The 25,713-nt window shown below is 44.6% G+C and carries 20 protein-coding genes; 2 read left to right on the forward strand and 18 right to left on the reverse strand.

The features are described from left to right. Positions 1-4: 4 nt before the first annotated feature. Positions 5-922 (reverse strand): magnesium transporter CorA family protein, encoded by a 918-nt coding sequence (locus G590_RS0114435; protein ID WP_022766366.1) that lies wholly within the window; start codon positions 920-922, stop codon positions 5-7. A 68-nt stretch (positions 923-990) separates the two neighbouring features. Here G590_RS0114435 and G590_RS0114440 point away from each other — a divergent pair, with 68 nt between their 5' ends. Further along, positions 991-2,016, forward strand: a complete 1,026-nt coding sequence (locus G590_RS0114440; protein WP_022766367.1) for a CPBP family intramembrane glutamic endopeptidase — start codon at positions 991-993, stop codon at positions 2,014-2,016. On the opposite strand, the gene G590_RS0114445 is transcribed toward G590_RS0114440, so the two are convergent. The 10 genes from G590_RS0114445 to G590_RS21405 all read right to left on the reverse strand — a co-directional run bounded on the left by G590_RS0114445 (position 2,013) and on the right by G590_RS21405 (position 13,011). Further along, entirely contained in the window at positions 2,013-3,668 is a 1,656-nt protein-coding gene (locus G590_RS0114445) for an alpha-glucosidase (protein WP_022766368.1), read from the reverse strand. The genes G590_RS0114440 and G590_RS0114445 overlap by 4 nt on opposite strands. Further along, entirely contained in the window at positions 3,640-5,055 is a 1,416-nt protein-coding gene (locus G590_RS19755) for a glycosyltransferase (RefSeq protein ID WP_022766369.1), read from the reverse strand. Before G590_RS19755 ends, G590_RS0114445 begins: the two co-directional genes overlap by 29 nt. 1 nt (position 5,056) lies before the next feature. Further along, positions 5,057-5,356, reverse strand: a complete 300-nt coding sequence (locus G590_RS0114455; RefSeq protein WP_022766370.1) for a hypothetical protein — start codon at positions 5,354-5,356, stop codon at positions 5,057-5,059. 24 nt (positions 5,357-5,380) lie between these two features. Then, a complete protein-coding gene (locus G590_RS19760) occupies positions 5,381-6,796 on the reverse strand; it encodes a GGDEF domain-containing protein (RefSeq protein WP_022766371.1) in 1,416 nt (471 codons plus the stop codon). Between the two features lie 16 nt (positions 6,797-6,812). Further along, positions 6,813-7,631, reverse strand: coding sequence for a response regulator transcription factor (locus G590_RS19765; RefSeq protein WP_022766372.1), 819 nt, complete (start codon positions 7,629-7,631; stop codon positions 6,813-6,815). Beyond that, positions 7,628-8,146, reverse strand: a complete 519-nt coding sequence (locus G590_RS0114470) for a hypothetical protein (RefSeq protein ID WP_022766373.1) — start codon at positions 8,144-8,146, stop codon at positions 7,628-7,630. Before G590_RS0114470 ends, G590_RS19765 begins: the two co-directional genes overlap by 4 nt. A 13-nt stretch (positions 8,147-8,159) precedes the next feature. Beyond that, a complete protein-coding gene (locus G590_RS0114475) occupies positions 8,160-8,570 on the reverse strand; it encodes an ATP-binding protein (protein ID WP_022766374.1) in 411 nt (136 codons plus the stop codon). A 68-nt stretch (positions 8,571-8,638) separates the two neighbouring features. Next, positions 8,639-8,935, reverse strand: a complete 297-nt coding sequence (locus G590_RS0114480) for an STAS domain-containing protein (RefSeq protein ID WP_022766375.1) — start codon at positions 8,933-8,935, stop codon at positions 8,639-8,641. A gap of 27 nt (positions 8,936-8,962) precedes the next feature. After that, the gene (locus tag G590_RS0114485; protein WP_022766376.1) at positions 8,963-10,174 is read right to left on the reverse strand and encodes a hypothetical protein; all 1,212 of its coding nucleotides are present in this window, start codon (positions 10,172-10,174) and stop codon (positions 8,963-8,965) included. Positions 10,175-10,248: 74 nt separating this feature from the next. After that, positions 10,249-13,011, reverse strand: a complete 2,763-nt coding sequence (locus G590_RS21405) for an InlB B-repeat-containing protein (protein ID WP_022766377.1) — start codon at positions 13,009-13,011, stop codon at positions 10,249-10,251. 124 nt (positions 13,012-13,135) lie between these two features. Between G590_RS21405 and G590_RS0114495 the strand changes: the two genes are divergently transcribed. Further along, positions 13,136-13,900: a hypothetical protein gene (locus tag G590_RS0114495; RefSeq protein WP_022766378.1), complete on the forward strand. Its 765-nt coding sequence runs from the start codon at positions 13,136-13,138 to the stop codon at positions 13,898-13,900. Here G590_RS0114495 and G590_RS0114500 read toward each other — a convergent pair. The 7 genes from G590_RS0114500 to G590_RS0114530 all read right to left on the reverse strand — a co-directional run bounded on the left by G590_RS0114500 (position 13,897) and on the right by G590_RS0114530 (position 25,706). Next, positions 13,897-14,418, reverse strand: a complete 522-nt coding sequence (locus G590_RS0114500) for a hypothetical protein (RefSeq protein ID WP_022766379.1) — start codon at positions 14,416-14,418, stop codon at positions 13,897-13,899. The two genes, G590_RS0114495 and G590_RS0114500, sit on opposite strands and share 4 nt — an antisense overlap. A gap of 105 nt (positions 14,419-14,523) precedes the next feature. Beyond that, the gene (locus G590_RS0114505; RefSeq protein WP_022766380.1) at positions 14,524-15,111 is read right to left on the reverse strand and encodes an ANTAR domain-containing response regulator; all 588 of its coding nucleotides are present in this window, start codon (positions 15,109-15,111) and stop codon (positions 14,524-14,526) included. A 13-nt stretch (positions 15,112-15,124) separates the two neighbouring features. Beyond that, positions 15,125-16,300 (reverse strand): glutamine synthetase family protein, encoded by a 1,176-nt coding sequence (locus tag G590_RS0114510; RefSeq protein ID WP_022766381.1) that lies wholly within the window; start codon positions 16,298-16,300, stop codon positions 15,125-15,127. A 9-nt stretch (positions 16,301-16,309) separates the two neighbouring features. Further along, positions 16,310-17,524, reverse strand: coding sequence for an LL-diaminopimelate aminotransferase (locus G590_RS0114515; protein WP_022766382.1), 1,215 nt, complete (start codon positions 17,522-17,524; stop codon positions 16,310-16,312). 16 nt (positions 17,525-17,540) lie between these two features. Further along, complete coding sequence (locus tag G590_RS0114520) at positions 17,541-19,031, reverse strand: glutamate synthase subunit beta (RefSeq protein ID WP_022766383.1); 1,491 nt, start codon at positions 19,029-19,031, stop codon at positions 17,541-17,543. Between the two features lie 31 nt (positions 19,032-19,062). Next, positions 19,063-23,562, reverse strand: coding sequence for a glutamate synthase large subunit (gene gltB, locus G590_RS0114525; RefSeq protein ID WP_022766384.1), 4,500 nt, complete (start codon positions 23,560-23,562; stop codon positions 19,063-19,065). A 35-nt stretch (positions 23,563-23,597) separates the two neighbouring features. Continuing rightward, a complete protein-coding gene (locus tag G590_RS0114530) occupies positions 23,598-25,706 on the reverse strand; it encodes a glutamine synthetase III family protein (RefSeq protein WP_022766385.1) in 2,109 nt (702 codons plus the stop codon). Between the last annotated feature and the right edge of the window lie 7 nt (positions 25,707-25,713).

Here is a 25,713-nt window from a genome sequence, read left to right on the forward strand (position 1 = left end):
TTTATCAGAGTATCTTTTTGAACTTAAAGAAAGCCAGATTTCCCACGACGATCAGAACACTGAGTCCTATAACTATAGGATACCCCACTCTTGATTCCAGCTCGGGCATGTACTTAAAGTTCATTCCATACCAGCCAACGATAAGCGTAAGCGGCATAAAGATGGTGGTAACCACTGTAAGCACTGTCATGATACGGTTCTGTCGTACATCAAGCTGTGACTGATACAGGTCATTGAGCTGGATGGTATAGTCACGAAGGTGAGTGGCTGTATTGTAGAGCCTGTCTACACGTCCGGAAAACATGCTGAAATATCTCAGATTCTCCTCTTTAAAGAAGCCGTTCTCATTCTCTTCAAACTCCTGCGCAAGATCCAGGAGCTGCTCATAGTGGATACGAAGATCTCTTATGTCGCCTCGAAGTTCGTTGTTGCGCTGTATCTGCGCTTCCTCGGCATCATTCATGATCTGCTTCTCTATCTTATCCAGCTCCAACTCATATCTCTGCATGATCTGAAGATCGTTATGGATTATAAGTTCCAGAAAGTCATATAAAAACCGCTCCAGACAGGGCTTTTTCCACTTCTTGAGTCTCTGGATCTTCCTTATAATATTGATCACGGTATCTCCCTGATCTATGAAGACTATTCCTGTTTCATCGAGAACATAAGAAAAACGCTGCAGTTCAGCTGCACCCGAAGACTGGGTGGGAATCACAAAGGTTCCTGTCAGTGAATCATAGTTGACCTCAGCTTTGGTAGTAAGAACCTCATCGTTGTTGAGATCGAAGTCTATCCCCATATCGAAGTCTTCATTCTCACTGCCCCACTGTTCCGGTGTAAGCACGGCCACATATGGTGATGCAGCATCGTGACACTGTTCAGCACTGCATTCTTCAAGGATGTTTTTTATCAGAAAGTACATTCTGTTCTTCCCCTTTCATACACATATACTTTATAATAGCATAATACGGGAAAAAAGGAGGTTAAAGTATGAATGAAGTAGCAGCCAAAAAGGCATATTCAAGATTTGGCTTTACATATACGGCCATGTACTGGATATATGTAGCGGTTATAGCCTTATTTTTAATTATCAGAAACATTGTGATCTCAGATGGTTCAATGAGCGATCAGATACAGATGCTAATCTATTTCGGCATCAGATTTGTAATCATCTATCCGCTGATGTATTTTTTCATCCGAAAGCTCCCCAAATTTGAGATAAAGAAAAACAAGCTAGGAATCAGCGGATTTATTGCATGTCTTTTTATAACTTATTTCTTAATGATAGTCGCAAATGTGGTAGGCATGATGCTTAATTCCCTGATCGGCAATGCCACGGGAAACGGCGCAGTCAATCCCCTTATGGATGTGGTTGATGGCATGTCACCTATAGTAATGATTGTGATTGTCGCAGTCCTGGCACCTGTCTGGGAGGAGCTTTTGTTCAGAAAATTCCTTATCGACAGAGTTGTAAATTACGGTGAAGTTACTGCAATGCTCATGTCCGGCGTGATGTTCGGTCTTTATCACGGTAATCTCGCTCAGTGCACATACGCATTTGCAATCGGATGTTTTCTGGCCTTTATCTACATCAGGACAGGCAAGATCGGTTATACCATAGCGATCCACATGTTCATCAATGGATTCAGCACCTATTTGACCAAATTTATGCTCAGCGGAGTCAACATCGCCGAGATGCAGGGATATCTTTTAAATGGCGATACCGAAAGCTATACAAAATTTGTCCAGGAAAACATGACGGCTCTGGCAGGTCTTGCTATGGTCGGTTTGTTTGTCATCGTTGCCGTTTTTGTAGGATTTATCCTTGCCATTGTATTGCGTAAGAAATTCGTATTTGAACACCACGAAGAAGAGATTGAGAAGGGCAAAAGATTTAAAACTGCCGTCCTCAATCCCGGAATGATACTTTATATGATCTACTGGATCGCAACAGTTATCCTGACCCAGTTTAACATCAGTGTGATTGAAACCTTTTTGGAGCAACTAGGAGGTTAATACCTGTAAACCCTGGCTTCGTAGGGTTTTAGCCAGTCATCCTTAAGGGGTTTATCCGAGTAGTTACAAAGAACCAACTCTCCGGTTTTACCCTTGTAGGGATCAGGAGTTCTCATTCTATGCGGAAGCCTTGAAAACGAGCACACAATAAGGTATCTCTCGTTATTTAAAACTCTTTCATAGATATAAAGCTCCTTATGCTTCGGGAAGAACTCATTGTACTTACCGTATATCAGCGTATCGGAACTCTTTCTGAGGGCGATACAGCGTCTGTAGAAATTCAGGATGCTGTCATCGTCCTTTTCTTCTGCCGCCACATTTACTTTCTTATAGTTTGAATTAACAAAGAACCAAGGTTCAGCTGTAGAGAAGCCTGCGTGAGGACTGTCATCCCACTGCATGGGTGTTCTGGAGGAATCCCTGCTGGAGACATGGATTCTCTGAAGCCGCTTTTCTACGCTCTCTTTTAAGTGATACGTGTTGTAATTGGTCTTGCTGGAAACATCCACATACTGATCTATAGAGGTCAGTCTGATGTTCATCATTCCAATCTCCTGCCCCTGATAGATAAAAGGTGTTCCCTGCTGGAACAGATAACTTACTGCCAGCATGGTTCCGCTCTCACGCCAATGATGCTCGCTTCCGTAACGACTGATGATCCTCGGATGGTCATGATTCTCAATGTAAAGCGCATTCCACCCTTTCCCGTCCAGAGCTTTTTGCCATTTGGTGAAAGCTTTCTTGAGCTTAACAAGTGAAAACGGTCTGTGCATGTACTCTGTAAAGAAACAGTCCGCCATCATATGGTCAAAAGAAAACATCATATCCAGAGATTTAGTGGGTCCCGTCAAATAATTTAATGCAGATTTAACAGTCGTCATAGGACCTTCTCCCAGCTGGAAGCAGTCGTACTCGTCGCACACCTTGCGAAACTCCGCAAGATACTCATGGATATGCGGACCATCTTTATAATGCGACATTCCCTTAGCTGCAGGCAAGAAAGGCAGACCATTCGGAAGGCCTTCCCTCTTTGAGATAAAGTTGATGACATCCTCTCTGAAACCATCAACTCCCATATCAAGCCAGAACCTCATTATAGATTTAACTTCTTCCCTCACCTTGGGGTTATCCATATTAAGATCCGGCTGTTTCTTGGCAAAAATATGGAGATAATACTGACCTCTTATCTTGTCGTACTCCCAGGCTTCGCCCTCAAACAGGCTGTCCCAGTTGTTTGGCTTATCTCGCCAGATGTAATAATCGCTGTAGGGATTATCTTTTCCCTTACGGCTCTCTATAAACCAGGGATGTTCATCGGAGGTATGATTTACAACCAGGTCCATTATGACCTTCATCCCAAGTTCGTGAGCCCTGTTTAAAACTTTTTTGAACTGGTCCAGATCTCCGTATTCGGGGTGGATGTTCTTATAATCGGAAATATCATAACCAAAGTCTGCATTTGGAGAAGGGTATATGGGCGAAAACCAGATCCCGTCCACACCAAGGCTCTTAATATAGTCGAGCTTATCATAAACCCCATACAGGTCTCCGATTCCGTCTCCGTTTCCATCAGCAAAACTTCTTATCCATATCTGGTAAAAGCTCATACGCTTGTACCAGTCTCTATTCCTGACCTCTGACGATGAACTCATCGATTTTCTCCCTTATTCCATGCAACTCGTCCCTGATCTCACTCTTTACATCATGAAGTCCGTCCCTGACTTCTCTCATCTCACCTCTGAACTCCTCGAAGTTCTCTCTCATGCCCTCCTGAATACTCCTTGAGGTGTTAAAGATCTCTCCCGTACCGCTTATTATCTTGGATGCAGAATCAAGAAGCAGCTCCGTACCGGACCACTTCTTTCTGGGAAGCGTTCCGTCTTTATACATCTGCAGTATCTCATCATATCTGTTTCTGGCTTCTCTTACGCTCTCATCCCATGAAATATAGATTTCATCCATGGCATTCTGCCCCACCTGGGCAAGGTGCAATAAGTCTTTTGAAGCCTCTTCCAACAATGCAGCCATAGAATGCGGATTCTCTTCAATGATGAAACCGTTTCTGTCATGGGTAATTCCTTCGGCAGCGCAGGAATCCTTGATCAGAACACTTGCAAGGCCACAGGCCGCAGCCTCCCTGACAACAATACCGTTTGTATCATAGACGGAGGGGAAAAGGAACAGATCTGCTCTTGTGTTCCAAGCGCGAAGCTTGTCCCTGTCATGTATAGGTCCTGTGAAGATCACGCTGTCGGAAATACCGTATTCTCTTACTTTTTCCTGCATCTCATCCGCATCGGCTCCGCCGCCCACAAATACCATGCGATATTTTATTCCCTTGTCGGAGAGTTCTTTCAGAGCGTCAATGATTATGGGGATTCCCTTATATTTCATGATCCTGCCCACAAAAAGAAATACCGGTATCCCTTCCGGGAGATCATAGCCGGCAGTAGTCTCTTTTACCAGAGCATCCGAAGTCTTACCTTTTTGGAAATCTACCCCGTTGGAAACAACGCGGTATTCGCCCTCATAACCCAGGGACCTTAGATTCTCACCTGCACCTCTGGATACAACCCAGACTTCATCGCAGGCAGAGATGTTGGCAACCATGGCTTTTATGGTCTCTTTTTTGAGGAAGCCCTCGCCCACTGCCCTTGCGATATCCACATCAAATTTGGTGTGGTACGTAAAGACAATCGGTACATCGAGCTCCTTTTGAAGGATCCTGGCCATAATTGTAGATGAGGCCGGACAATGAGTGTGAATTATCTCCGGCTTAAAATCTGAAAGCTGCCCGGTACCGCTTATGGAAAGCGGATTTCCGGTCCTATAGCCCTTTACCAGATCGGTGGTATCCACACTAGAATAGGCTACCACGTCATACGGGTAGCCACTGTAATCAACATCAGGATAGCGCGGAGTTCCGACAATGACCTTATCTCCGAGATTTTCAGTCATTATCCTCGCGTAATTCATAACAACATTTGCAACGCCGTCTATCACAGGCGGAAAGGAGTCATTCAAAAGACAAACTCTCACTTTATTTTCCCTCCAAATCAGCCACTCTCACAGGTTCTCCGTTAAGAAGAATATATCCCTTTGGAAGCTTGGATGCATCTGCCATTGAAGTATAATGATTCTTCTCATGCTTGTGAGGCATAGTTCCCGAATCATTTCTGGGAGACTTTTTGTTATATGTCTCGTACACATTGGCCGGCTTGTGCTGATGAGGCATCGCACCGGGATTATTTATGTTGATCTTTTTAATCTTATTCTTTCTGCTGATGATCACAACTGCGATGATCACTACATAAACGGCTATACTTAACAAGCCTTCCATATCTTCTCCTCCTTGAATACGCTGTCATCTTCCCATTTTTGACTCGAGTTTATCCTTGTACATAAGCGAATCTGCACGTTTGAACACATCATCCATTGAAATATCTTCTCCGGGCCGATAAACAGCCATTCCCATTGCTGCTGAATATCTCTCCCAGGGTTCTTTTGACATATCATTATATGTCTCACTAAATTTGGCCTTCAGTTCTGCCAAAAGTTCTTCCCTGTGCTCAAAATCCGAATTCTCCAGAAGAACAACGAATTCGTCTCCCCCAATCCTGAACACCGGTGAGTGCTGGAATACCACACAAATCTCATGACACGCTCCGGTAATATATTCATTGCCGTGCTCGTGTCCATAGGTATCATTTACCTTTTTCAGGTTATTAAGGTCGCTCATCAGTATGGCAAATACAGCTTTGCCTGAAGCTATGTCTGAATCCACTCTTTCTTTTATCTTGTCATACCACGCTTTGTTCTTAACATGGGTCAGCGAATCCTGATATGCCACCATATCCATGTGACTCACCTTGCTCGCCATGTCCTTTACTGTCTCCTCTGCGTCCAGAATGCTCCTAACATAATCCCTCATATCAGTAGACATCTGTGCAATAGCGTCAGAAAGCGCCTCAACTTCATTGTGGGTATGGATATGCGGATCCTCGTAATTAAGCTGTCCCGGGTCTTTCTGATTATGTGATCTCTCAGCAAATGAAACTACACTTTTTTCAAGTTTACTTATAGGTATTGTGATATTTCTGTTCATCCATATAAGGAACAGGCTTATAAATAATAATCCAAGTACAATAATTAGTATAACATTTGTTATTGTATGGACCCTTATTTCACGCTCCATCTCATATACATTTACATCAACACAAAGCGCGCCATAACAGTTTCCGTCTTTGTCGTACAAATTCTTTAATCCGGTGTAATCGTAACCCCAGATACTGACATTCTTAAAGTATGTGATATCATGACCGACTGCCATAGCTTTTTTATAAAGCAAAATGTCTTTTTGTTCATAGTCATCCGGCATAAGGGTGTTTAGCTCAAGACCATCCGGCTCAGTTTCCCTTCCGATAGCTGTATCTGCCGACAGTATATTCATCATGACCGGCTGCCCGTTTTCATCCGTAACAGGCATCAAAATATAGAGATAATGAATGTCAAAATCTTCCATTATCCCATCCATAAAGTCTCTTAATTCATAGTATCTGTCAGACTCAACGCCGGTCGCAACACATTCAGCAAGATCATCGTTGTCTATGTGACTTTCCACATACGCTATGATGTCCTTCATGCGTTCCTGATATGCGCTGTAAAGAGAAGCTGTGTAAGTCCTATAGGTCAAAATGCTAAGAATAAAACACAGCAGAACTATGAATACTGAGCATCCTATGAAAATACTTTTTCTAAGCGGCCTTTTGTTTTTTTGCATCTGGTTCTCCAGATATTTATTTCATTGCGTCCTCTTCAAGGTCGTAGCTTATCTCATCAAGCTCGGCATGGTAGAACTCTGACCAGCTGTACTGGTTCATATAATCACCCATGTACTTGTATTTGGAGTCATTGCCATTATCAAGCCAATCATAAAGATCACATTCTATCCTGTCTTTGGCGATGGCCATACTTCCACGCTGCTTAAGAAGAATTCCTTCCAATTTCAATTTATTAAATGTATTCTGAAGGTCCTGTCTCAAGTTGCACAGATATGAAAGTTTCTTTTCGGGATCGCCGTCGTCTTCCCACAAAGAAGCGATGATCTCACCGTTTGTAGTCTGGGCTCCTCTGTTATTGACAAGAAGCGCAACGATTTCTTTTGTCCTCTTGTACTTGAATTCCACCGGCTGTCCGTCAACAAAAAGCTCAAAATTTCCGAAAGTCTGAGCAAATACTCTCTTAAATTTCTTGCGCATCTCAGGATATCTGAGGGACTCAAGCTCGCTCTGTACTTCCTTGTCACTGCCGGGTTTTTTCAAATATCCACTGGCATGAAGCCTCATTGCTTCATAAGCATAATCGGTATCTTCAGTAAGGTAGATCAGGTTTACATATGGATTCAGTTCTTTTAAATACCTTCCCAGGTCAATACCCGATAGCTCGGGCATTTCCACATCAAGAAAAGCCACATCTATTTCTTCCTCTCGGGCTTTCGCCAGTGCGGAAAGAGATTCCTCATAGAAATAACATGTAGCATCAGGCAATGTTTTTTTCAGAATGCCTTTTATTTTCTTTAAGGAGGCGTTGTCGTCGTCTACAGCCAGTATTGTCACTGTTCACCTCCTGTTGTTGGTAGAGTGACGGATTTAACCTTCTGGTTTTGTCTCTGCTCCGCTGTCATATGCAGTGGATCGGCTTCTCCAACCACAAGAGTATCACCATCATTAAGAGCAGCATCATGAAGCGGGCCACAGTTCATGTCAGCCAGCACCAGTGCTGCGAATCTGTCATAATTATCGTCATCGATAACAGGAAAATGGTACTTCATGCGATACCAATGCTCCGGATCATAACCGGTGCCTCCTATATAGAGCCTGTCAGCGGTATCTGCAACTTCATCCACTCCTGCTTTATCGCCGGGTTCAAGTCCTGCTTCTTCACAGAAAAGAACGCCATAAGCCTTCAGTATTCTGTCCCTTACGGTCTCATCGCTTCCGCTCTTATTCTTTCTGCCGGTCAGCATATCCATGACCTGATAGTAGAAGTCCTGAGCCTCTTCGCTCTCATCGAAGTGCACGATTGCATCATAAAACTGCCTGGGATCAATATCTTTTGCAATTGATGCCATTTATATCCCCCTTTTAAGCCCACGAATAACCCATGCTGAAGATGTTCTTACCATCTTTGCGTTCATAGCTTGTCTTATCCATACTTTTTTTCACGATAAAAATACCAAGACCGCCGATTTCTCTTTCTTCTGCGGACAAGGTTACATCCGGATCCTCTTTTGCCAAAGGATTGTAGGGTATACCCTCATCGATAAAAGTAATTGTCACATAGCTGTTGGCCGGGTCAGTATCCACCTCAATCGTACAGCTTCCGCTCTTATCCTCATAGGCATAGCTTGCCACATTAACGAAGATTTCCTCGACGGCAACATCGATCTGCATCTGTCCTTTCATGGAACATTCCGCCTTTTCGAGTTCTTCATCAATGATAGAAAGAAGCTGTGGCAGGTTTTCAACTTTTGCATCCAATACAATTTCTTTCATATTCTTATTCCTATAAGAAATAAGCAAAAGGCATAATAATGCCTTTTGCCTGTACCATATGCAACAATTTATTCGATTGTGAGAATATCTACGAAACCTGTTACTTCAAAAATCTCGTTAATCTCCTCGCTGACATTCTTTATTACCATGCTTCCCTGCTTATTCATGACCTTCTGAGCTGAAAGCAGCACTCTGAGTCCTGCAGAAGAAATATACTCAAGTTTTGAAAAATCAAACTCAAGCTTCTCAACCCCGGCAAGGCTGCCCTTAAGCTCGTCATCAAGCTGGGGCGCTGTTGTAGTGTCGAGTCTTCCTGCTAATGAAATAATAAGATCTTTTCCATTTGCTACTTTGTTAATTGTCATTGTGCGATTTCTCCTCTCTCTTTACGCTCATGAATTGAGCCCATATACCATTGTAATATCTATTCTATCACCCTTTACCCCAACAAGAACATCCTTAGCCAGGCTGGCAACGATAGACTTTTCAAGTTCATCCCATGCCTCTTTTGCACTGGGATCTGTTTCCTGCTCGTTTCCAAGTGATTCTCTGTAGTCGCTCAGTGACCACATGATTCCGGGATCCGAACTACCTTCCATTATACCGTAAATTCCCATAGAACCAAAGCTTACATATCCGGTTCCGTATTGCTGCTGAAGCTTCATAACCTCAGAGTAATTGAGAAGTCCGTTTTCAACAACATCGCTGACTTTGCTCATGAAGCCCTTAACAGCACTGTTTCCTTTATCTGAAGATACCGTCAGAAGATCTTTCTTCTTGGATGCATCCATCAGAGTTTTGGCTGTGAGCTTGAGGCAGCATACATTTTTGTATTTCTCAAACCACATCTCTGCACGGAATTCAGCGGTCATAGCCTTGAGCATTCCCACAGTCTCCTCAAACAAAAGCTTTAAGTGAACTGCATCTTTGGGGGATACTTCAAGCTCTTCAATAAGCTCGTCTGCTCTTGCATAAATCTTGCCTTCATCAACCTTGGAGCTGTCAACAAATGTGAAGTCACTCTTGGCGATAGGCACTCTTGAGCCGATGGCTCCGAGCGCTTCTGAGAAGTCCTTGGTAACCACCATCTGAACATCGTCCTTGCCTACGCCGACTTCAATATCATCGGCCAGATTGGCTACCAGCGATCTCTCCAGATCATCCCACGCTTCCTGAGAATACTTATCCTCTTCCTTCCTGCGTCTTAACTCTTCCTGATAATCCTTAAGGGACCACTTGCTTGTATCCGGAACATTCATCACAAACAATGATCTCAGCTTGCCAAAGAATCCCTGCTCAACGCTGTTTTCTCCGGTTGTGGATACAGAGATTAGCTCGTCCTCTCTTGTCTTATCCATGTGATTCTCGGCTGTCAGGTATATCTTGGTAACTCTGGAATTACCTTCAAGCCAGAAATTCATTATTCCATATCCGATTATAGATTTTGCCAGACGAAGAACTTCTTCTGAGAGAAGTCTTAATCTTAAGGCATCTTTGCCTTTGATCCCTGTGTCAAAGATGTAATTCTCAACTACTTCCTGAGCTACGTCCATCTTAGATTCGAGATTGGCAATCTTTATGTGCTCTGATTGAACGAAACGCATATCCCCCTCCTCGTTATGCAAATACTTTCTTACTATAAATTTTACATCTCTTTTTGCAATTCTTCCACATTAAATCATCTTCTTCCGGCTCTTCTCTTATATTTCACAAGATTCACAAAGCATATTACTGCCAGGATAAATGAAAGGAATGCAATAACCACTACTCTTAGTACAAGTCTGTTTACGTTTATTGCTTCATAGGCAATTGCATATTCTGAGAATCTGTCTGTCTTGAATGTAACTGTATTAGGGTCATTTCCTATGTCCTCAAGAATATCAACAACACCGTTGTGGTTTCTTATTACAAAGAATTTTCTTCCTTCCTTTTTGAACTGCTCGGGAATATGTACCACTACTTCGAGCTCTGCGGAAGTATTATTGATAACCGATGTTGTTCCGTTACTGGTCTTCATGATAAGAAAATCAAAGTAGCTTACAGGCTTATAGCCGATCTTTTTCTGCATCAGTTCCTTGGTTCCGGCATCAACGGTCTCAGTATTCTCTGTAATATCGATGTTGAAGGAAACCGGAGTTCCTGTAAGAACCTGGTATTTTTCTTCCGGTGTAAGTGTTTCAGCTATAACATCTTCGAAATTAAGAAGTGTAGGCTGACTGTAGTAGAGCTGTACGGCTGTCTCCTGCTGATCTGCAGCATATGTATTATTAACCGTGATCTGAAGAGTTCCATCCTCAAATGCTTCCCTGAGCATCGGAAGAACAGCATCGTCATCGATAAGAATTCTTAGTGTAGCCTCATCAATATTGTGTTTAGCCATTACGCTTCCGGTCATGGCTTCAGGTACATCTTCCGAAGTCACGGGTTCTGCGGCCTCAGTATATACATCCTCTGCATACTGCTCATCATCCAGAGTTTCTACCTGCTCAGGTACCTTTTCATCGACCACCTTCTGCTCGGTAACTGCACCCTCTGCAGCAGTTTTTTCGTTGAACTCGGTCTTTTTCTGTGCTCCTTTTACATCCGGCTGATTATCAGCGTTCTTCTTGGTTGTTGATCCTGAAGTACCTGACTTCTTTGGAGCTTCCGGAATCTTCTCAAAGCTTGCTGTAATGCTGTGAGCACCTCTTATATTGTTGAAGGTGTAACTGGATACCGCTCCGATATTCTTGCCATCTACCGTCACAGCTGTAATTCTGTAGCCTGCCTGGGCCATAATGTTGTAGGTTACGCTGCTTCCTTCCGGTATATTGAAATCACCGCTCGGAGAAATTGTACCTCCGGCATTGGTAATGCCTGCTGTTACTCTGTATGTTGTTGTGTTTATCTTCATGAAGTTTGCAACAACATTAACATCGCTCTTAATATGCTCAATCGTATATTTATCGTCTCTTGAAACTGTCTGGCTGTTTATGGTCCATCCTGTAAATTCGTATCCGTCATACGCTTTTGTACGAAGCACTACCTTATCGCCTTTATTATATGTACCGGCACCTTCGTATTTACCGGTATCCTGAGGATATACGGACACGTTCACCGTGCATCTGTCTCTATTGAAAACAGCTGTTATGTTTCTGTCGGTTATGATGTTGTTAAGTTCTATAGAAGAAGCTGTACTTATAGTCTTGTTGTCCTCAACAAAACCTGCAAAGCTGTAACCATCATTCGCCTTAGCCGTAATAGTCATCTTTCCGCCGTATGGTACGCTCTGGCTTCCGGTTACAGATCCGCCGTCGCCGTTATTTACACTTGTCCTTACGTAGCATGACTGTCTTTCAAACTTTGCAACAAATGTATGATCGGAAGTAACGTTGCTAATGTTTGTCTGTCCTGTGCTTGAAATCAGATTTCCACCTTCGTACCATCCCTTAAATACATAATTATTGTTAGGTGATGCTGAAATGGTGCAGCTTCCGCCGTCTCTTACCGCTCCGCCTCCGGCGATAGCTCCGCCTTCAACAGGGTCAGCCTTGATACTGATAACATGGTCGATAACCGCTACGGTTACAACACCTCTGTCCGACTTGGATGGGTCCTGCCTTGAAGTAGCAACTACCGTGAATGAAGAAGCGGTCTCGTTTGGACTGATCGTCACTGTTCCATCTGCATTAACAGTTGTTCCTGTACTCTGATTTCCTGCCAGTGACCAGGTTACGGACGGATCATAATTGTTTCCGCCCTTTACGTTGGCATCAAAGTCAAAACTTCTTCCGATCGGAACTGTTGCTGATGCAGGAACAACGTCGACACTCGTAATATATGGTGTACTGTCCACTACAGTGATTGTTACATCAACAGTTGCTGTATGATGTCTTCTATAATCATTAGCTGAAAAGAATGTATATCTTGCCTGATATGTTCCGGGGGCAAGTCCTTCATTCGGTGAAACAGAAAACAGAATCGACTCCTGAGGCTCCATAACGTCATCCGGAGAGATTGATCCAACGTTAAAAGCAGTGTAGGGATCAACTTCTTCCCATGTCAGCGGGAATGTCGTAGTTCCTATATTTACAATTGCAAACTGCCTCGCATAAACTACGTCACCGGCGTTTACTTTCCCAAAGTTTATTGTTGGTGTGTAGCAGGCCAACTCGTAATCAAAAGGATCTGGCTCAGGTGCCGGTTGTGGCTGAGGCTCCGGTTCGGGTTCAGGTTCAGGTATCGGCTCCGGTTCAGGTTCAGGCTCCGGTTCAGGATCCGGCACAAACCCTGTTCCGTGTTCGGGCTCGGGATCCGTCTCAGGTTCAGGATTATCCATATCATTCTCCTGATAATCCTCAGCGTAGACCTTGATGATCTGAACTGCTGTCGCACTGGTAAGTGCAAAGCAGATTACAAGGAGTATCGAACAAATCCTTAGAGCAATTTCTCTTTTCCTCATAACTTCCACCTCTCTTTTCGGCACATATCTTCACGTTTCACTTCATTCTACTAAAGTTTTTATCACAGAAATATCACACAAAATGTGATAATATTATTTGGAAAAAGATCTTTCGGAGTCTGATATGTATATAAGTATTAAGAAACACGTTCTCTCAAAAGCAATAATGTCTGTGGCCGTTGTCAAGCTGGTCGCAGCCGTAATTGAAGGTGTTGTGCGCTTCCTTTTGGAAAAAAACAATTCTTCCAGCCCTGATATGCTCGACATCATGCTGTGGCATTCTCAGCTGATCATATCTATTATACAAATTGCAATAACAGCCGTTATTTTCTTTGTTACCTGGAAAAGGCTCAATCACTATGTAAGCGTTATTCCCCCGGAGGATCGCAAAAGTATGGGCGATCTTCAGAAGGAATACTTTGGCGATAATATCGCTTCGCTTTCCGTGTCATCAGTAAACAGACTGCTTCAGCTCTGGGCTGTGATCTTCGTTGCCGCCGAGCTCACATATTTATTTACATCCATAATGTACAGAAGATTTATCGGAATACTTATGGATGCCCTCTCCAACGGAGAAGCCATGACCGACGGAACCTTTATCATGCTCTACAACATGACCCACGGCTTTAAGTATCTTGAGATACTCTCTGCCATACTTTTAGGTGTTGTTATGACCGGCATCTTTTTAAATGACAGGTATATCAAGCTGGGATCACTGGCTGTTCTTCTTCTGTTTCTTGTATCATTTGGGGCTCTCCAGATGCAGACCGTAAATCTGTTGGGAAGAGAAGTTGGTATTGTTTGGACGTCTCTTATCTATCACATCACAGAGACCTTGGGATTATTTATGCTGTCAATTTATCTTTCAATCAGGTATAAAGGGCTTTAAATAACCTGCCCGTTCTCCTTTGACAGCTCTTTTATAAGCCTGTTCGACCGAATCATGCCCCAAAGGAGCATTGTCACTGTCAGATCAACCAGAAATGATGCTATCGTTGTATCCTGGATTTCTATATTTGACAGATCCCCGATGTTACCGGCATAACTCAACAAACCGATAATATTACACACGAAAAATATTCTTGCCCAGATCAGGTATCCTTTCTTTTGACCGCCACGGCTTGCCTTTATCGCTCCGATTCCAACGTAAAAATGCATGCCGAGCACAACAAACGTGGCGCATGCTATTATCACAATCAGAAATGCCATCACGGCAGGAATCTCCTCAGGGGCTATTGTCTGATCCTCCAGCAGCTCCTTCAGCGCATGGTCCCTCAAAAAAGCGACCATAATAACCTTTAGGACTGACCATATTCCGAAAATGATATAGCCGGCCCCTGCTGTTGCGAGCTCTGTTTTACATTGCCGCAATTTTATGGCATTTGCACTGTTTTCTGCGATTATCAAGGCTTTTCCCCCGAATGAATTTTTGTTTCATAAAAATTCTATCATAATTTCACGCCCGTACAGGCAGTTTATAGTAAATTAAGAAATGGACGCCCCTGAACATTATCATTCAAGGTCGTCCATTATTCTCTCTGCTGCTCTGCGCCTGGATATCCCCTCATTCATAGCTTCATTCCCTATGAATCTGTGGGCTTCATCCTCTGTCATATTTTTCTTTTCAATCAAAAGAACCTTCGCCCGGCTCACTATTCTGACTTCCTCAAGCTTCTCTTTTGTCGAGGAAATCTCTTTTGAAAGCTTCTGTAATTTATTCTGTACAGATATAAGGAACCTGATGGATTTATTCAAAAGACCTCTCGGAAAAGGCTTCTGAATAGCCATGATTCCACTGTCTGTAACCCTGTCAAGCACATCTCCATATATGTCGGGTGTAGTGACTATGAGGACGCTGATATTTGTGTCCTCCGCAATGTCCATAGCAAGATCGATTCCGCTGTCATCCGGAAGAGGCGTATTTATGATCACAATGTCATAGTACCTCTCCAGGATATTGCGCCTGGCCGAGCTTGCGCTCCTGAGAAAGTCGATTGTCATAAAATCTCCTTCGGGGAGCGACCTCTTCACCACCGGATCGAATTGCTCAGACCCTGACACCACTAACATGGAGTGCTGAAAGTCATCCTTTCTTGGCATAGCAATCCTCCAATCAGTGGCCCATATATGCTCCTATGAGATCCTCAGGTACAAACTCTTTTACAAAGCTGCTCTCACGGGCAAGCTCTTCTGCTTCCTTCTTGGACTTCGGTAAAAGAATGCCATCCTGATTTGTCTTTTCCGAAAGTACCATTCGATTTTGGATACCGTGCAGTCCTGCCCTGATGAGCAGCGCATACACAAGATACGGGTTGCTCAGAGCATCGGGTGAGCGGAGTTCAACGTGTGTCCTGCCCTTGTAGGTTTCAACAAACATAAGCTCGGATTCTCCGGCATCTGACCAGTTAACTTTATCCGGTGCCATGTTAGTACCAAGTCTTGCATAGGACTCTGTACTGGGATTCATGAAAAGAGTGATCTCCCTTATCTTCTCCATGATTCCTGCCGCTGCGTAGCCCGCCACATCATTGCCGTCCTTGTCAACGGCGTAGATATTGATGTGATAGCCGTTTCCGGGTTTGCCCGGAAGCGGAACAGGTGAAAAATCCGAAACCAGACCGTATCTGTCGGCTATTGTACTTACAACCATCTTGAAGGTGGTCATCTGATCCGCAGCCTTTAAAGGTTTTCCGTAGTGGAAGTCAATCTCATTCTGTCCCGGGCCATGCTCATGATGGCTTCTCTCTGGTGTCAGTCCCATTTTCTCTATTGTCAGGCAAATCTCACGCCTTATATTCTCGCATCTGTCAGCAGGTGCAATATCCATATAACCCGCAGTATCATAAGGAATCTTGGTTGGATTTCCGGCTTCATCCTTGTTAAAGAGATAAAACTCCGTCTCGGAGCCGAACTTGAATTCAATTCCTTCTTTTTTTGCCTCTTCTACAGCCTTTTTCAGCACATTCCTAGTTGAAGAGAGTATTTCCTGTCCGTCGGCGCTATATACATCGCAAAACATACGGAGTACTCTTCCGCTGTCAGGTCTCCAGGGAAGTACTGCCAGCGTTGAAGGATCAGGCTTTAAGTAAAGCTTGGCATATGGGCTTCCCCTGAATCCCGCAATTTCCTTTGCACTTATGGGAGCACCGTCCTCAAACGCCTTTTTGAGCTCTCCCGGCATAACCGAGATGTTTTTTTGCACACCAAAAGCATCGCAAAATGCAAGTCTGATAAACTTGGCATCTTCCTCCTCAACGTACTTAAGAACCGCTTCAACTGTGTACTGCATGAATCCTCCTTAAAGCTTCTTTATTCTCTCTATTGCCTCTAATGTATTTTCTCTGTTGCCAAAAGCTGTGAGCCTGAAATAATGCTCACCGTGAGGGCCAAAGCCCGATCCGGGAGTTCCGACTACATTTGCTTTGGTAAGGAGATGGTCAAAAAATTCCCAGCTGGTCATTCCGTCAGGCGTGTGAAGCCAGATATATGGTGCGTTTACGCCACCTGACACTTCATATCCGGCCCCTTTGAGGCCATCGTATATGTATCTTGCATTTTCCATATAATATGCAATCTGAGCTTTGATCTGTTTTCTTCCTTCTTCTGAATATACAGCCTCTCCGGCCTTCTGTACAATATACGGCGCTCCGTTGTACTTAGTTCCGTGCCTTCTGGCCCAGAGGCTCCATAAATTTACACCGCCTGCTTCAAGCTCTTTCGGAATAACTGTAAATCCAAGACGAAGGCCTGTGAATCCTGCTGTCTTGGAAAAAGACCTGAACTCTATAGCACAGGTTTTAGCCCCCTCACACTCATAGATACTGTGGGGAACGTCTTCTTCGGAAATATATGCCTCATAAGCTGCATCATAGAGAATAACAGCCTTATTCTTGTTTGCATAGTCAACCCAGGCCTGAAGCTGCTCCTTCTTGATCACTGCTCCCGTTGGGTTATTTGGGAAACACAGGTAAATAAGATCCGGTGTTTCTTTTGGGAATTCCGGGACAAAATCATTCTCAGCCGTGCATGGCATGTAGACAACATCCTTGTAGCTCTGTGCAATCTCATCGTAAATTCCGGTTCTGCCCGCCATGACATTGGAATCCACATAGACCGGATAAACCGGGTCACAGACGGCAACCTTATTATCAAGGCTGAAAATCTCCTGAATATTGGAACAATCACATTTTGCTCCGTCTGATACGAATATCTCATCCGGTGATATATCGCATCCTCTCTGCTTAAAATCCACCTCGGAAATTTTTTCACGAAGAAAGCTGTAACCAAGGTCTGGAGCGTATCCCTTAAAAGTCTCTGCGCTTCCCATCTCATCTACTGCGCTGTGAAGTGCATCTATTATTGCAGGTGCTATGGGCTGAGTAACATCTCCGATTCCAAGTCTGATGATCTTAGCCTCCGGGTTCTTCTCCTGGTACTCTCTTACCTTCTTGCCGATGGTGGAAAAAAGGTAATTTCCGGGCAACTTTAAGTAATTTTCATTTGCTTTAACCATTAATATTTCTCTCCAATCAAAGATTTGTATATCCCATGAGATACTGATCTATCTCTTTTGCACACTCTCTGCCCTCGGAAATAGCCCATACCACCAATGACTGGCCTCTGTGCATATCTCCTGCGGAAAAGACCTTGCTCTCTCCGATACGATAACTCTCTTTTCCGGTAACTACCGTGCCTCGCTGGCTCAGTTCCAGTCCGAAATCGTCTGCCACATAGTTCTCACAGCCGATAAATCCCGCAGCAATAAGAAGAAGGTCGCATTTAAGAGTCTTTTCCGTGCCCTTCACCTCACACAGTTTGCCGTCTTTGAACTTAACCTTTACGGTCTCTACCTGCTTGATATGGCCTCTTTTATCCGTCTTAACGCCCTTTATTGTCGTCTCAAATACTCTTGGATCCTCACCGTAGAGGTAAATTGCTTCTTCATGGCCGTAATCTGTCTTAAGGACCTTGGGCCACTCCGGCCAAGGATTGCTGTCAAGTCGCTCTACAGGCGGCTTAGGCATCATCTCAATCGCTGTAACGCTCTTTGCACCATGCCTTATGACCGTACCTATGCAGTCATTGCCGGTATCGCCCCCACCTACAATAATAACATTCCTGCCCTCTGCATCAATATATCCTTTTTGCGTTTTAAGAGCTGCCACGGATCTGTCATCTGCCTTCAAAAGAGCCTTTGTATTCATTGTAAGGAAATCAACGGCGTTGTAAACACCTTTTATCTTCTGCGGATCGGCGACTGCAAGGGGTCTCGCTTTCTTTGCTCCGCAGCACAGTACCACTGCATCAAATTCGTCCAAAATCTCTTTCGAGTGCATGTCCTCACCGATATTCACACCGGTATGGAATACTACACCTTCCTGCTCCATAAGAGTTTTCCTTCTGAGGACTACACTCTTATCAAGCTTCATGTTAGGAATACCATACATTAAAAGTCCGCCGATCTCGTCTTCCCTCTCAAATACTTCTACGCTGTGGCCTCTGTGATTGAGCTCATCGGCAACAGCAAGTCCCGAAGGTCCGCTGCCCACAACAGCAACCTTCTTACCGCTTCTGATCTGAGGAATAACCGGTGTTATGTATCCCTTTTCAAAGGCATTCTCAATCAGATAGAGTTCATTGTCATGAACAGTTACAGAATCTCCGTTCTGCCCACACATGCAGGCCTTTTCGCAAAGAGCCGGGCATACCCTTCCGGTAAATTCCGGAAAATTGCTGGTCTTATGAAGTCTTGCAAAAGCATGCTTGTCATGTCCTCTGTAAATCTCATCATTCCATTCGGGGATCAGGTTGTGAAGAGGACATCCCGTCACCATGCCACCAAGATTCATGGCAGACTGGCAAAATGGAACTCCGCAGTTCATACATCTTGATGCCTGCTTGCGTCTCTCTTCCGAATCCAGCGGAATGTGGAACTCCTCAAAATTCTCTATTCTGTCTTTTGGCGGAACATCCCTGTTATTTGTCCTGTTATATTCAAGAAATCCTGTTTCTTTTCCCATTTTAGTATCTCTCCATTCTTAATAACATGTGTTATGCCAATTCTTTGAAAGCCTCTAATACGGCTGTGTCGTGGTCAATTCCCTGTTCCTCAAACTTACTGATTGCCGACAGCATCTTGTGATAGTCATTAGGTACTATCTTCTTGAAATCAGGAATATATTTCTCAAAGTTTTCCAGGATCTCTTTTCCGAACTGTGAACCTGTTTCCTTTACATAGTCCTCAAGGATTCCCTGAAGCTCAGCGATGTCATACTTCTCGGTGAGTTCCGTAAGACTTGCCATATCCTTGTTCATTCGAAGATATAGAGTGTGCTCCCTGTCCAGAACATAGGCGATTCCGCCGCTCATACCCGCCGCGAAATTTTTGCCGGTCATTCCAAGAATGACTGCTCTGCCACCTGTCATATACTCAAGGCCATGATCTCCGCAGCCTTCTGATACGGCAAGCGCTCCGGAATTTCTTACGCAGAATCTCTCACCTGCAATTCCGCAGACATAGGCTTTTCCTGCTGTTGCGCCATAGAGGGCAACATTACCTATAATGATATTCTCGTGAGCTTTGTAAGTAGCCTCCTTGGGCGGTGCTACGATCACCTTGCCTCCCGATAATCCCTTACCAAATCCATCATTTGCATCACCGGACAAACGGAGAGTTACACCCTTCGGAAGAAATGCTCCAAATGACTGTCCGCCGCCACCTGTTGCCTCAACCACGATGGAATCGTCCGGAAGTGTATCCGTAAAGTCATTAGTAACCCTACTGCCAAGAAGTGTTCCAAAGCTTCTGTCCGTGCTGGACACATCAACTTTTACACACATCTTTGAAGCAGGTTTTTTCTTAAACTTCTCATAGGCCGGTAAAAGAGCTTTATGATCCAGTGTCTTTTCCAGTTCAAAATCATATGCATCCTTTGGATCAAAGTGATTCTTGTTGTTTTTTGCAAAGCTTGTGTCCAGGATCCTTGAAAGATCTGCAGCATCCTTGCAACGGGCATTTGGAATGGTCCTCATCTTGAGACAGTCGGTTCTTCCCACCATCTCTTCAACAGTCCTGAAACCAAGCTCACTCATGATCTCACGGAGCTGTCTTGCCACAAAGAGCATGAAATTCATGACATGCTCGGGCTTACCTTTAAATCTCTTTCTGAGCTCCTCGTTTTGAGTTGCGATTCCCACAGGACAAGTGTCTTTTGAACATACACGCATCATCATGCAGCCCATGCATACAAGTGGCGCTGTGGCAAATCCGAATTCCTCGGCTCCCAGAAGCGCCGCGATCGCAACATCGCGACCTGTCATAAGCTTTCCGTCGGTCTCAAGGACTACACGGCTCCTTAGACCGTTCTGCAAAAGTGACTGATGTGCCTCACTTACTCCAAGCTCCCAGGGAAGTCCTGCATGATGAACCGAAGATGAAGGCGCTGCACCTGTTCCTCCGTCATATCCGGAGATCAGGATTACCTGAGCTCCTGCCTTGGCTACACCTGAAGCAATGGTACCGACTCCCGCCTCAGAAACGAGCTTTACAGATATCCTTGCCCTGTCATTGGCGTTCTTCAGGTCATAGATGAGCTGTGCCAGATCTTCTATAGAGTAGATATCATGGTGCGGAGGTGGTGATATAAGTGCTACACCGGGGGTTGAAAAACGTGTGCTTGCAACCCACGGATAAACCTTTTTACCCGGAAGATGTCCGCCTTCGCCCGGCTTTGCGCCCTGTGCCATCTTGATCTGTATCTCTTTTGCACTCTGAAGATATCTGCTGGTGACACCGAATCTGCCCGAAGCAACCTGCTTAACTGCGCTGTTACGTTCTGTTCCGAATCTTGCAATATCCTCTCCGCCTTCACCTGTGTTACTCTTTCCGCCAAGCCTGTTCATAGCAGTAGCCAGAGTCTCATGAGCTTCCTTGGAAAGTGATCCGTAGGACATTGCTCCCGTCTGGAAGCGCTTTACGATCTCCTCTACAGGCTCTACTTCGCTTAAAGGCACCTTTTCACCGGCTGGTACAAAGGATAAAAGAGCTCTCAGGGTATGTGGTCTGTCATCGTCATCAACAAGCTCCGTATACTCCTTAAATCTCTCGTAATCCCCTTCTCTTACAGCTCTCTGAAGAGTAACAATTGTTTTTGGATTGTACATGTGGTCTTCCATCTCTTTTCCACTGCGAAGACCGTGGAAACCGAAGGAATCAAGGCTTGAGTCAGTAGAAAGACCAAGCGGATCAAAAGCCTTATTGTGGCGAAGCTCAACGTCCTCTCCGATCTCATTTATGCCGATGCCGCCAACTCTGCTGGTGGTTCCTGTGAAATACTTGTCCACAAACTCTTTGGACAGTCCGATAGCCTCAAAGATCTTAGCAGACTGATAAGACTGGAGGGTTGAGATACCCATCTTGGCTGCGATCTTAACAACTCCTCCGAGAAGAGCCTTGTTATAATCAGCAATTGCTGTGTGATAGTCTTTATCAAGAATTCCGATATCTATAAGCTCAGCGATACACTCGTGCGCAAGATACGGCTGGATCGCACGTGCGCCAAAGCCAAGAAGTGTAGCAATCTGATGTACATCCCTTGGCTCTCCCGACTCAAGGATAAGAGATACTGCCGTGCGCTGCTTGGTCCTTACCAGGTGCTGTTCAACACTGGATACAGCCAGAAGCGAAGGGATAGGCATGTGGTTTTCGTCAACTCCTCTGTCTGAGAGGACGATTATGTTCACTCCCTCTGCAGTAGCTCTGTCCACTGAGATATTCAGCTGGTCCAGAGCTCTCTCCATAGGTGTGTTCTTGTAATAAAGGAGGGATATCTTCTTTACATGAAAACCGGGCTGATCCAGAGCTTCAATCTTCATGAGATCAACGCCTGTAAGAATAGGATTATTGACCTCAAGAACACGGCAGTTATCACTCTTTTCTCCAAGAAGATTTCCGTCGGATCCGATATACACTGTGGTATCGGTAACTACCTTCTCACGCAGAGAATCGATGGGCGGATTAGTAACCTGGGCAAAGAGCTGCTTGAAATAGCAAAACAGCATCTGGTGATGTTTTGAAAGCATAGCAAGAGGGACGTCCGTACCCATGGAAACCGTGGGCTCTATGCCGTTTGTTGCCATCGGCATGATCTGCTGTTTGACGTCCTCGTAGGAATACCCGAATACCTTATAGAGCTTGTCTCTCATCTCCTGGGTATGGGTAGGAATCTTTTTATTTGGAACCGACAGTTTGTTGAGATGCAAAAGATATCTGTCAAGCCACTCGCCGTAAGGCTTTGCCAGTGAATATCTGTCCTTGCACTCCTTGTCGGAGATTATGCGTCCTTCTTTTGTGTTTACCAGGAGCATATGTCCCGGTGAAAGTCTTGATTTCTCAAGGATGTTCTCCTCAGGAATATCCAAAACGCCAACTTCAGATGAAAGAATGAGTCTTCCATCCTTAGTAACATAGTACCTTGATGGTCTTAAGCCATTGCGGTCCAAAGTTGCTCCAAAGAGCTCACCGTCTGTGAAAAGAACTGCAGCCGGTCCGTCCCATGGCTCCATCATTGTTGCATAGTAGTGGTAAAAGTCTTTTCTGTCCTGAGACATGAAGTCATTGTGCTTCCAAGGCTCAGGTATTGTGATCATCATAGCCAAAGGCAGATCCATGCCGTTCATGTACAGAAATTCCAGGGTATTATCCAGCATGGCTGAGTCTGAGCCCGATGATGCAATAACAGGATATACTTTGGAGAGTTCCTCCCCGAATACCTCTGAAGACATGGTCTCCTCACGGGCAAGCATCCTGTCACTGTTACCCTTTATGGTGTTGATCTCACCGTTGTGGGCAATCATGCGATAAGGATGCGCCCTTTGCCAGGAGGGTGTTGTATTTGTTGAAAATCTGCTGTGAACAAGGGCGATTGCGCTCTGATAATCCGGTGATAACAGGTCCTCATAGAAATTGCGGAGCTGTCCCACCAGAAACATTCCCTTGTAGACAATGGTTCTGGATGAAAATGAGCAAATATAAGTATCCTCAGAAGATTTCTCATACTCTCTCCTGAGGCAGTACAGCTTTCTGTCAAATTCTATTCCTTTTTTCACATCTGAAGGCCTTGCTATAAAGCATTGACTGATATGTGGCATACAATTCCTTGCAACCTCACCAAGGATTTCGGGATGTGTTTCCACATCCCTCCATCCGATTACCTTAAGGCCTTCTTTATCTGCGATGACTTCAAGCATGCGCTTTGCGAACATGCGCTTCATGGAATCCTGCGGCAGGAAAAACATTCCTATGCCGTAATCCCCTGCGCCGCCAATCTTAAACCCAAGCTTTTTAGCCTCTCCGGAAAAGAACTTATGGGATATCTGTACAAGGATTCCCACGCCGTCCCCGACTTTTCCGCTGGCGTCTTTTCCTGCTCGGTGCTCAAGCTTTTCAACTATGGATAGGGCATCGTCAAGCACCTTATTATCGGGCTTTCCGTCTATATTTATAACTGCTCCTATTCCGCATGCATCATGTTCGTTCATCCAGTTTTCCATTGCTTTTTTACCTCTATCGTAATCTATTATGTCTTTTATCTAAGTGAAAAGAGCATCTGGCCATATGTAGGGTAGCTAAGATATTCATCAGGTATTACTGCCTCAGCTTCATCCGCATATTTTCTAAGCTCATCCATATCTTTCAGGATTATCTCCTGATAGAAGCTTGCCTGTCCCAGGAGATCATCCATGCCTTCTGCTTTCTTGGTATCTGTATAGAGCTTCTTAAGTGCCCCGCTGATTCCTGCGGATGCATCGTCCAAAGTCTTAAGAAGTCCACATTCCAGGTCGCAGGTTGTGCCTTCAAGAACACTCTTTTTCTGGATCATCTCTTTTGTAAGATCTTTCTCATAGGCGATGATTCCTTCTGTAAGGTCTTTTCTCACCATCTCCTGCATTGTAAGAGACTCGATGTGGATTGACTTAGAGTAGTTCTCAAGCAGGATGTCATATCTCGAGTGAATCTCTTCCTTGGTGAAGATTCCGTGCTTTGTGAAGAGATCAATTGACTCATCTGAAATCCAGTAAGGCATTGCATCGGGAAGAGACTTAAGGTTCGGAAGACCTCTCTTCTCAGCCTCAGCTACCCATTCCTCTGTGTAGCCGTTTCCGTTGAAAAGAACTTTCTTATGAGTTGTAAGGACATCCCTCAGGACCTCCATTACCTTTTCTTTAAGCGCATCTGCCGGTGTTCCTTCAAGCTTTGCGTAGATCTTGGCGATCTCTTCAGCTACTGCGGTATTGAGAACAATGTTTGCATTTGCTACTGAAACAGCTGAGCCCGGCATACGGAACTCAAACTTGTTACCTGTAAATGCAAAAGGTGATGTTCTGTTTCTGTCTGTATTGTCCTTCGTAAAGTGCGGAAGAACAGTAGCACCCATGGCCATCTGAACTTTACCCTGGCTCTCATAAGCTGTACCTTCCTCAACGCTCTTTAATACTCCTGCAAGCTCATCGCCTACAAATATTGAGATAATAGCAGGCGGTGCCTCGTTGCCTCCGAGTCTGTGATCGTTTCCTGCAGATGCAACGGAGAGTCTGAGGATTGGTGCATACTCATCAACTGCTGCGATAACTGCCATGAGGAATACCAGGAAAGGAATGTTCTCGCCGGGCTTCTTACCGGGGTCAAGAAGGTTCATACCTGTATCTGTGCAAACAGACCAGTTGTTATGTTTTCCTGATCCGTTGATTCCCTCGAAGGGTTTCTCATGCAGGAGACATGCGTAGTTGTGCTTGTCAGCAACCTTCTTCATAACTTCCATAGTGAGCTGGTTGTGATCTACAGCAATGTTTGCTGTCTCAAATACGGGTGCCAGCTCGTGCTGTGAAGGAGCAACCTCATTGTGCTTGGTCTTTGCAGGAATTCCAAGTTTCCAGAGCTCTTCATCCAGATCATGCATGTAAGCTGAAACCTTTGGCTTGATAACACCGAAGTAGTGATCCTCCATTTCCTGACCTTTTGAAGCAGGTGCTCCGATCAGCGTCCTTCCTGTAAACAGAAGGTCTTTTCTCTTCTTGTAATACTCCTTGTCGATCAGGAAGTACTCCTGCTCTGAACCGATTGTTGTATTTACTCTCTTAACATCCTCATATCCGAGAAGATGAAGCATCTTCACAGCTTCGCCGGAAAGAGCCTCCATTGAGCGAAGGAGTGGAGTCTTTTTATCAAGAGCTTCTCCGCCGTATGAACAGAAGGCTGTCGGAATATAGAGTGAACCGTCCTTAATAAATGCCGGTGATGAAGGGTCCCAGGCTGTATAGCCTCTTGCCTCAAAGGTTGCACGAAGACCTCCTGAAGGGAAGCTTGATGCATCAGGCTCACCCTTTACAAGTTCTTTTCCTGAGAATTCCATGATCACTGAGCCATCATCTGTAGGTGAAATGAAACTGTCGTGCTTTTCTGCTGTAAGACCTGTCATAGGCTGGAACCAGTGTGTAAAGTGTGTTGCACCGTTCTCTACAGCCCATTCTTTCATAACAGCCGCTACCGTATTTGCCACATCCAGTTCAAGATGTGTTCCCTGCTCAATAGTCTTATGAACAGCCTTGTAAATATCCTTTGGAAGGCGCTGCTTCATAACACGATCATTGAAGACCAGACTACCAAATTCCTCTGTAAGTTTTCCCGCTTCTACCATTTTCTTT

It is taken from the genome of Butyrivibrio sp. XPD2006 (assembly GCF_000420865.1).
GTDB lineage: Bacteria > Bacillota > Clostridia > Lachnospirales > Lachnospiraceae > Butyrivibrio.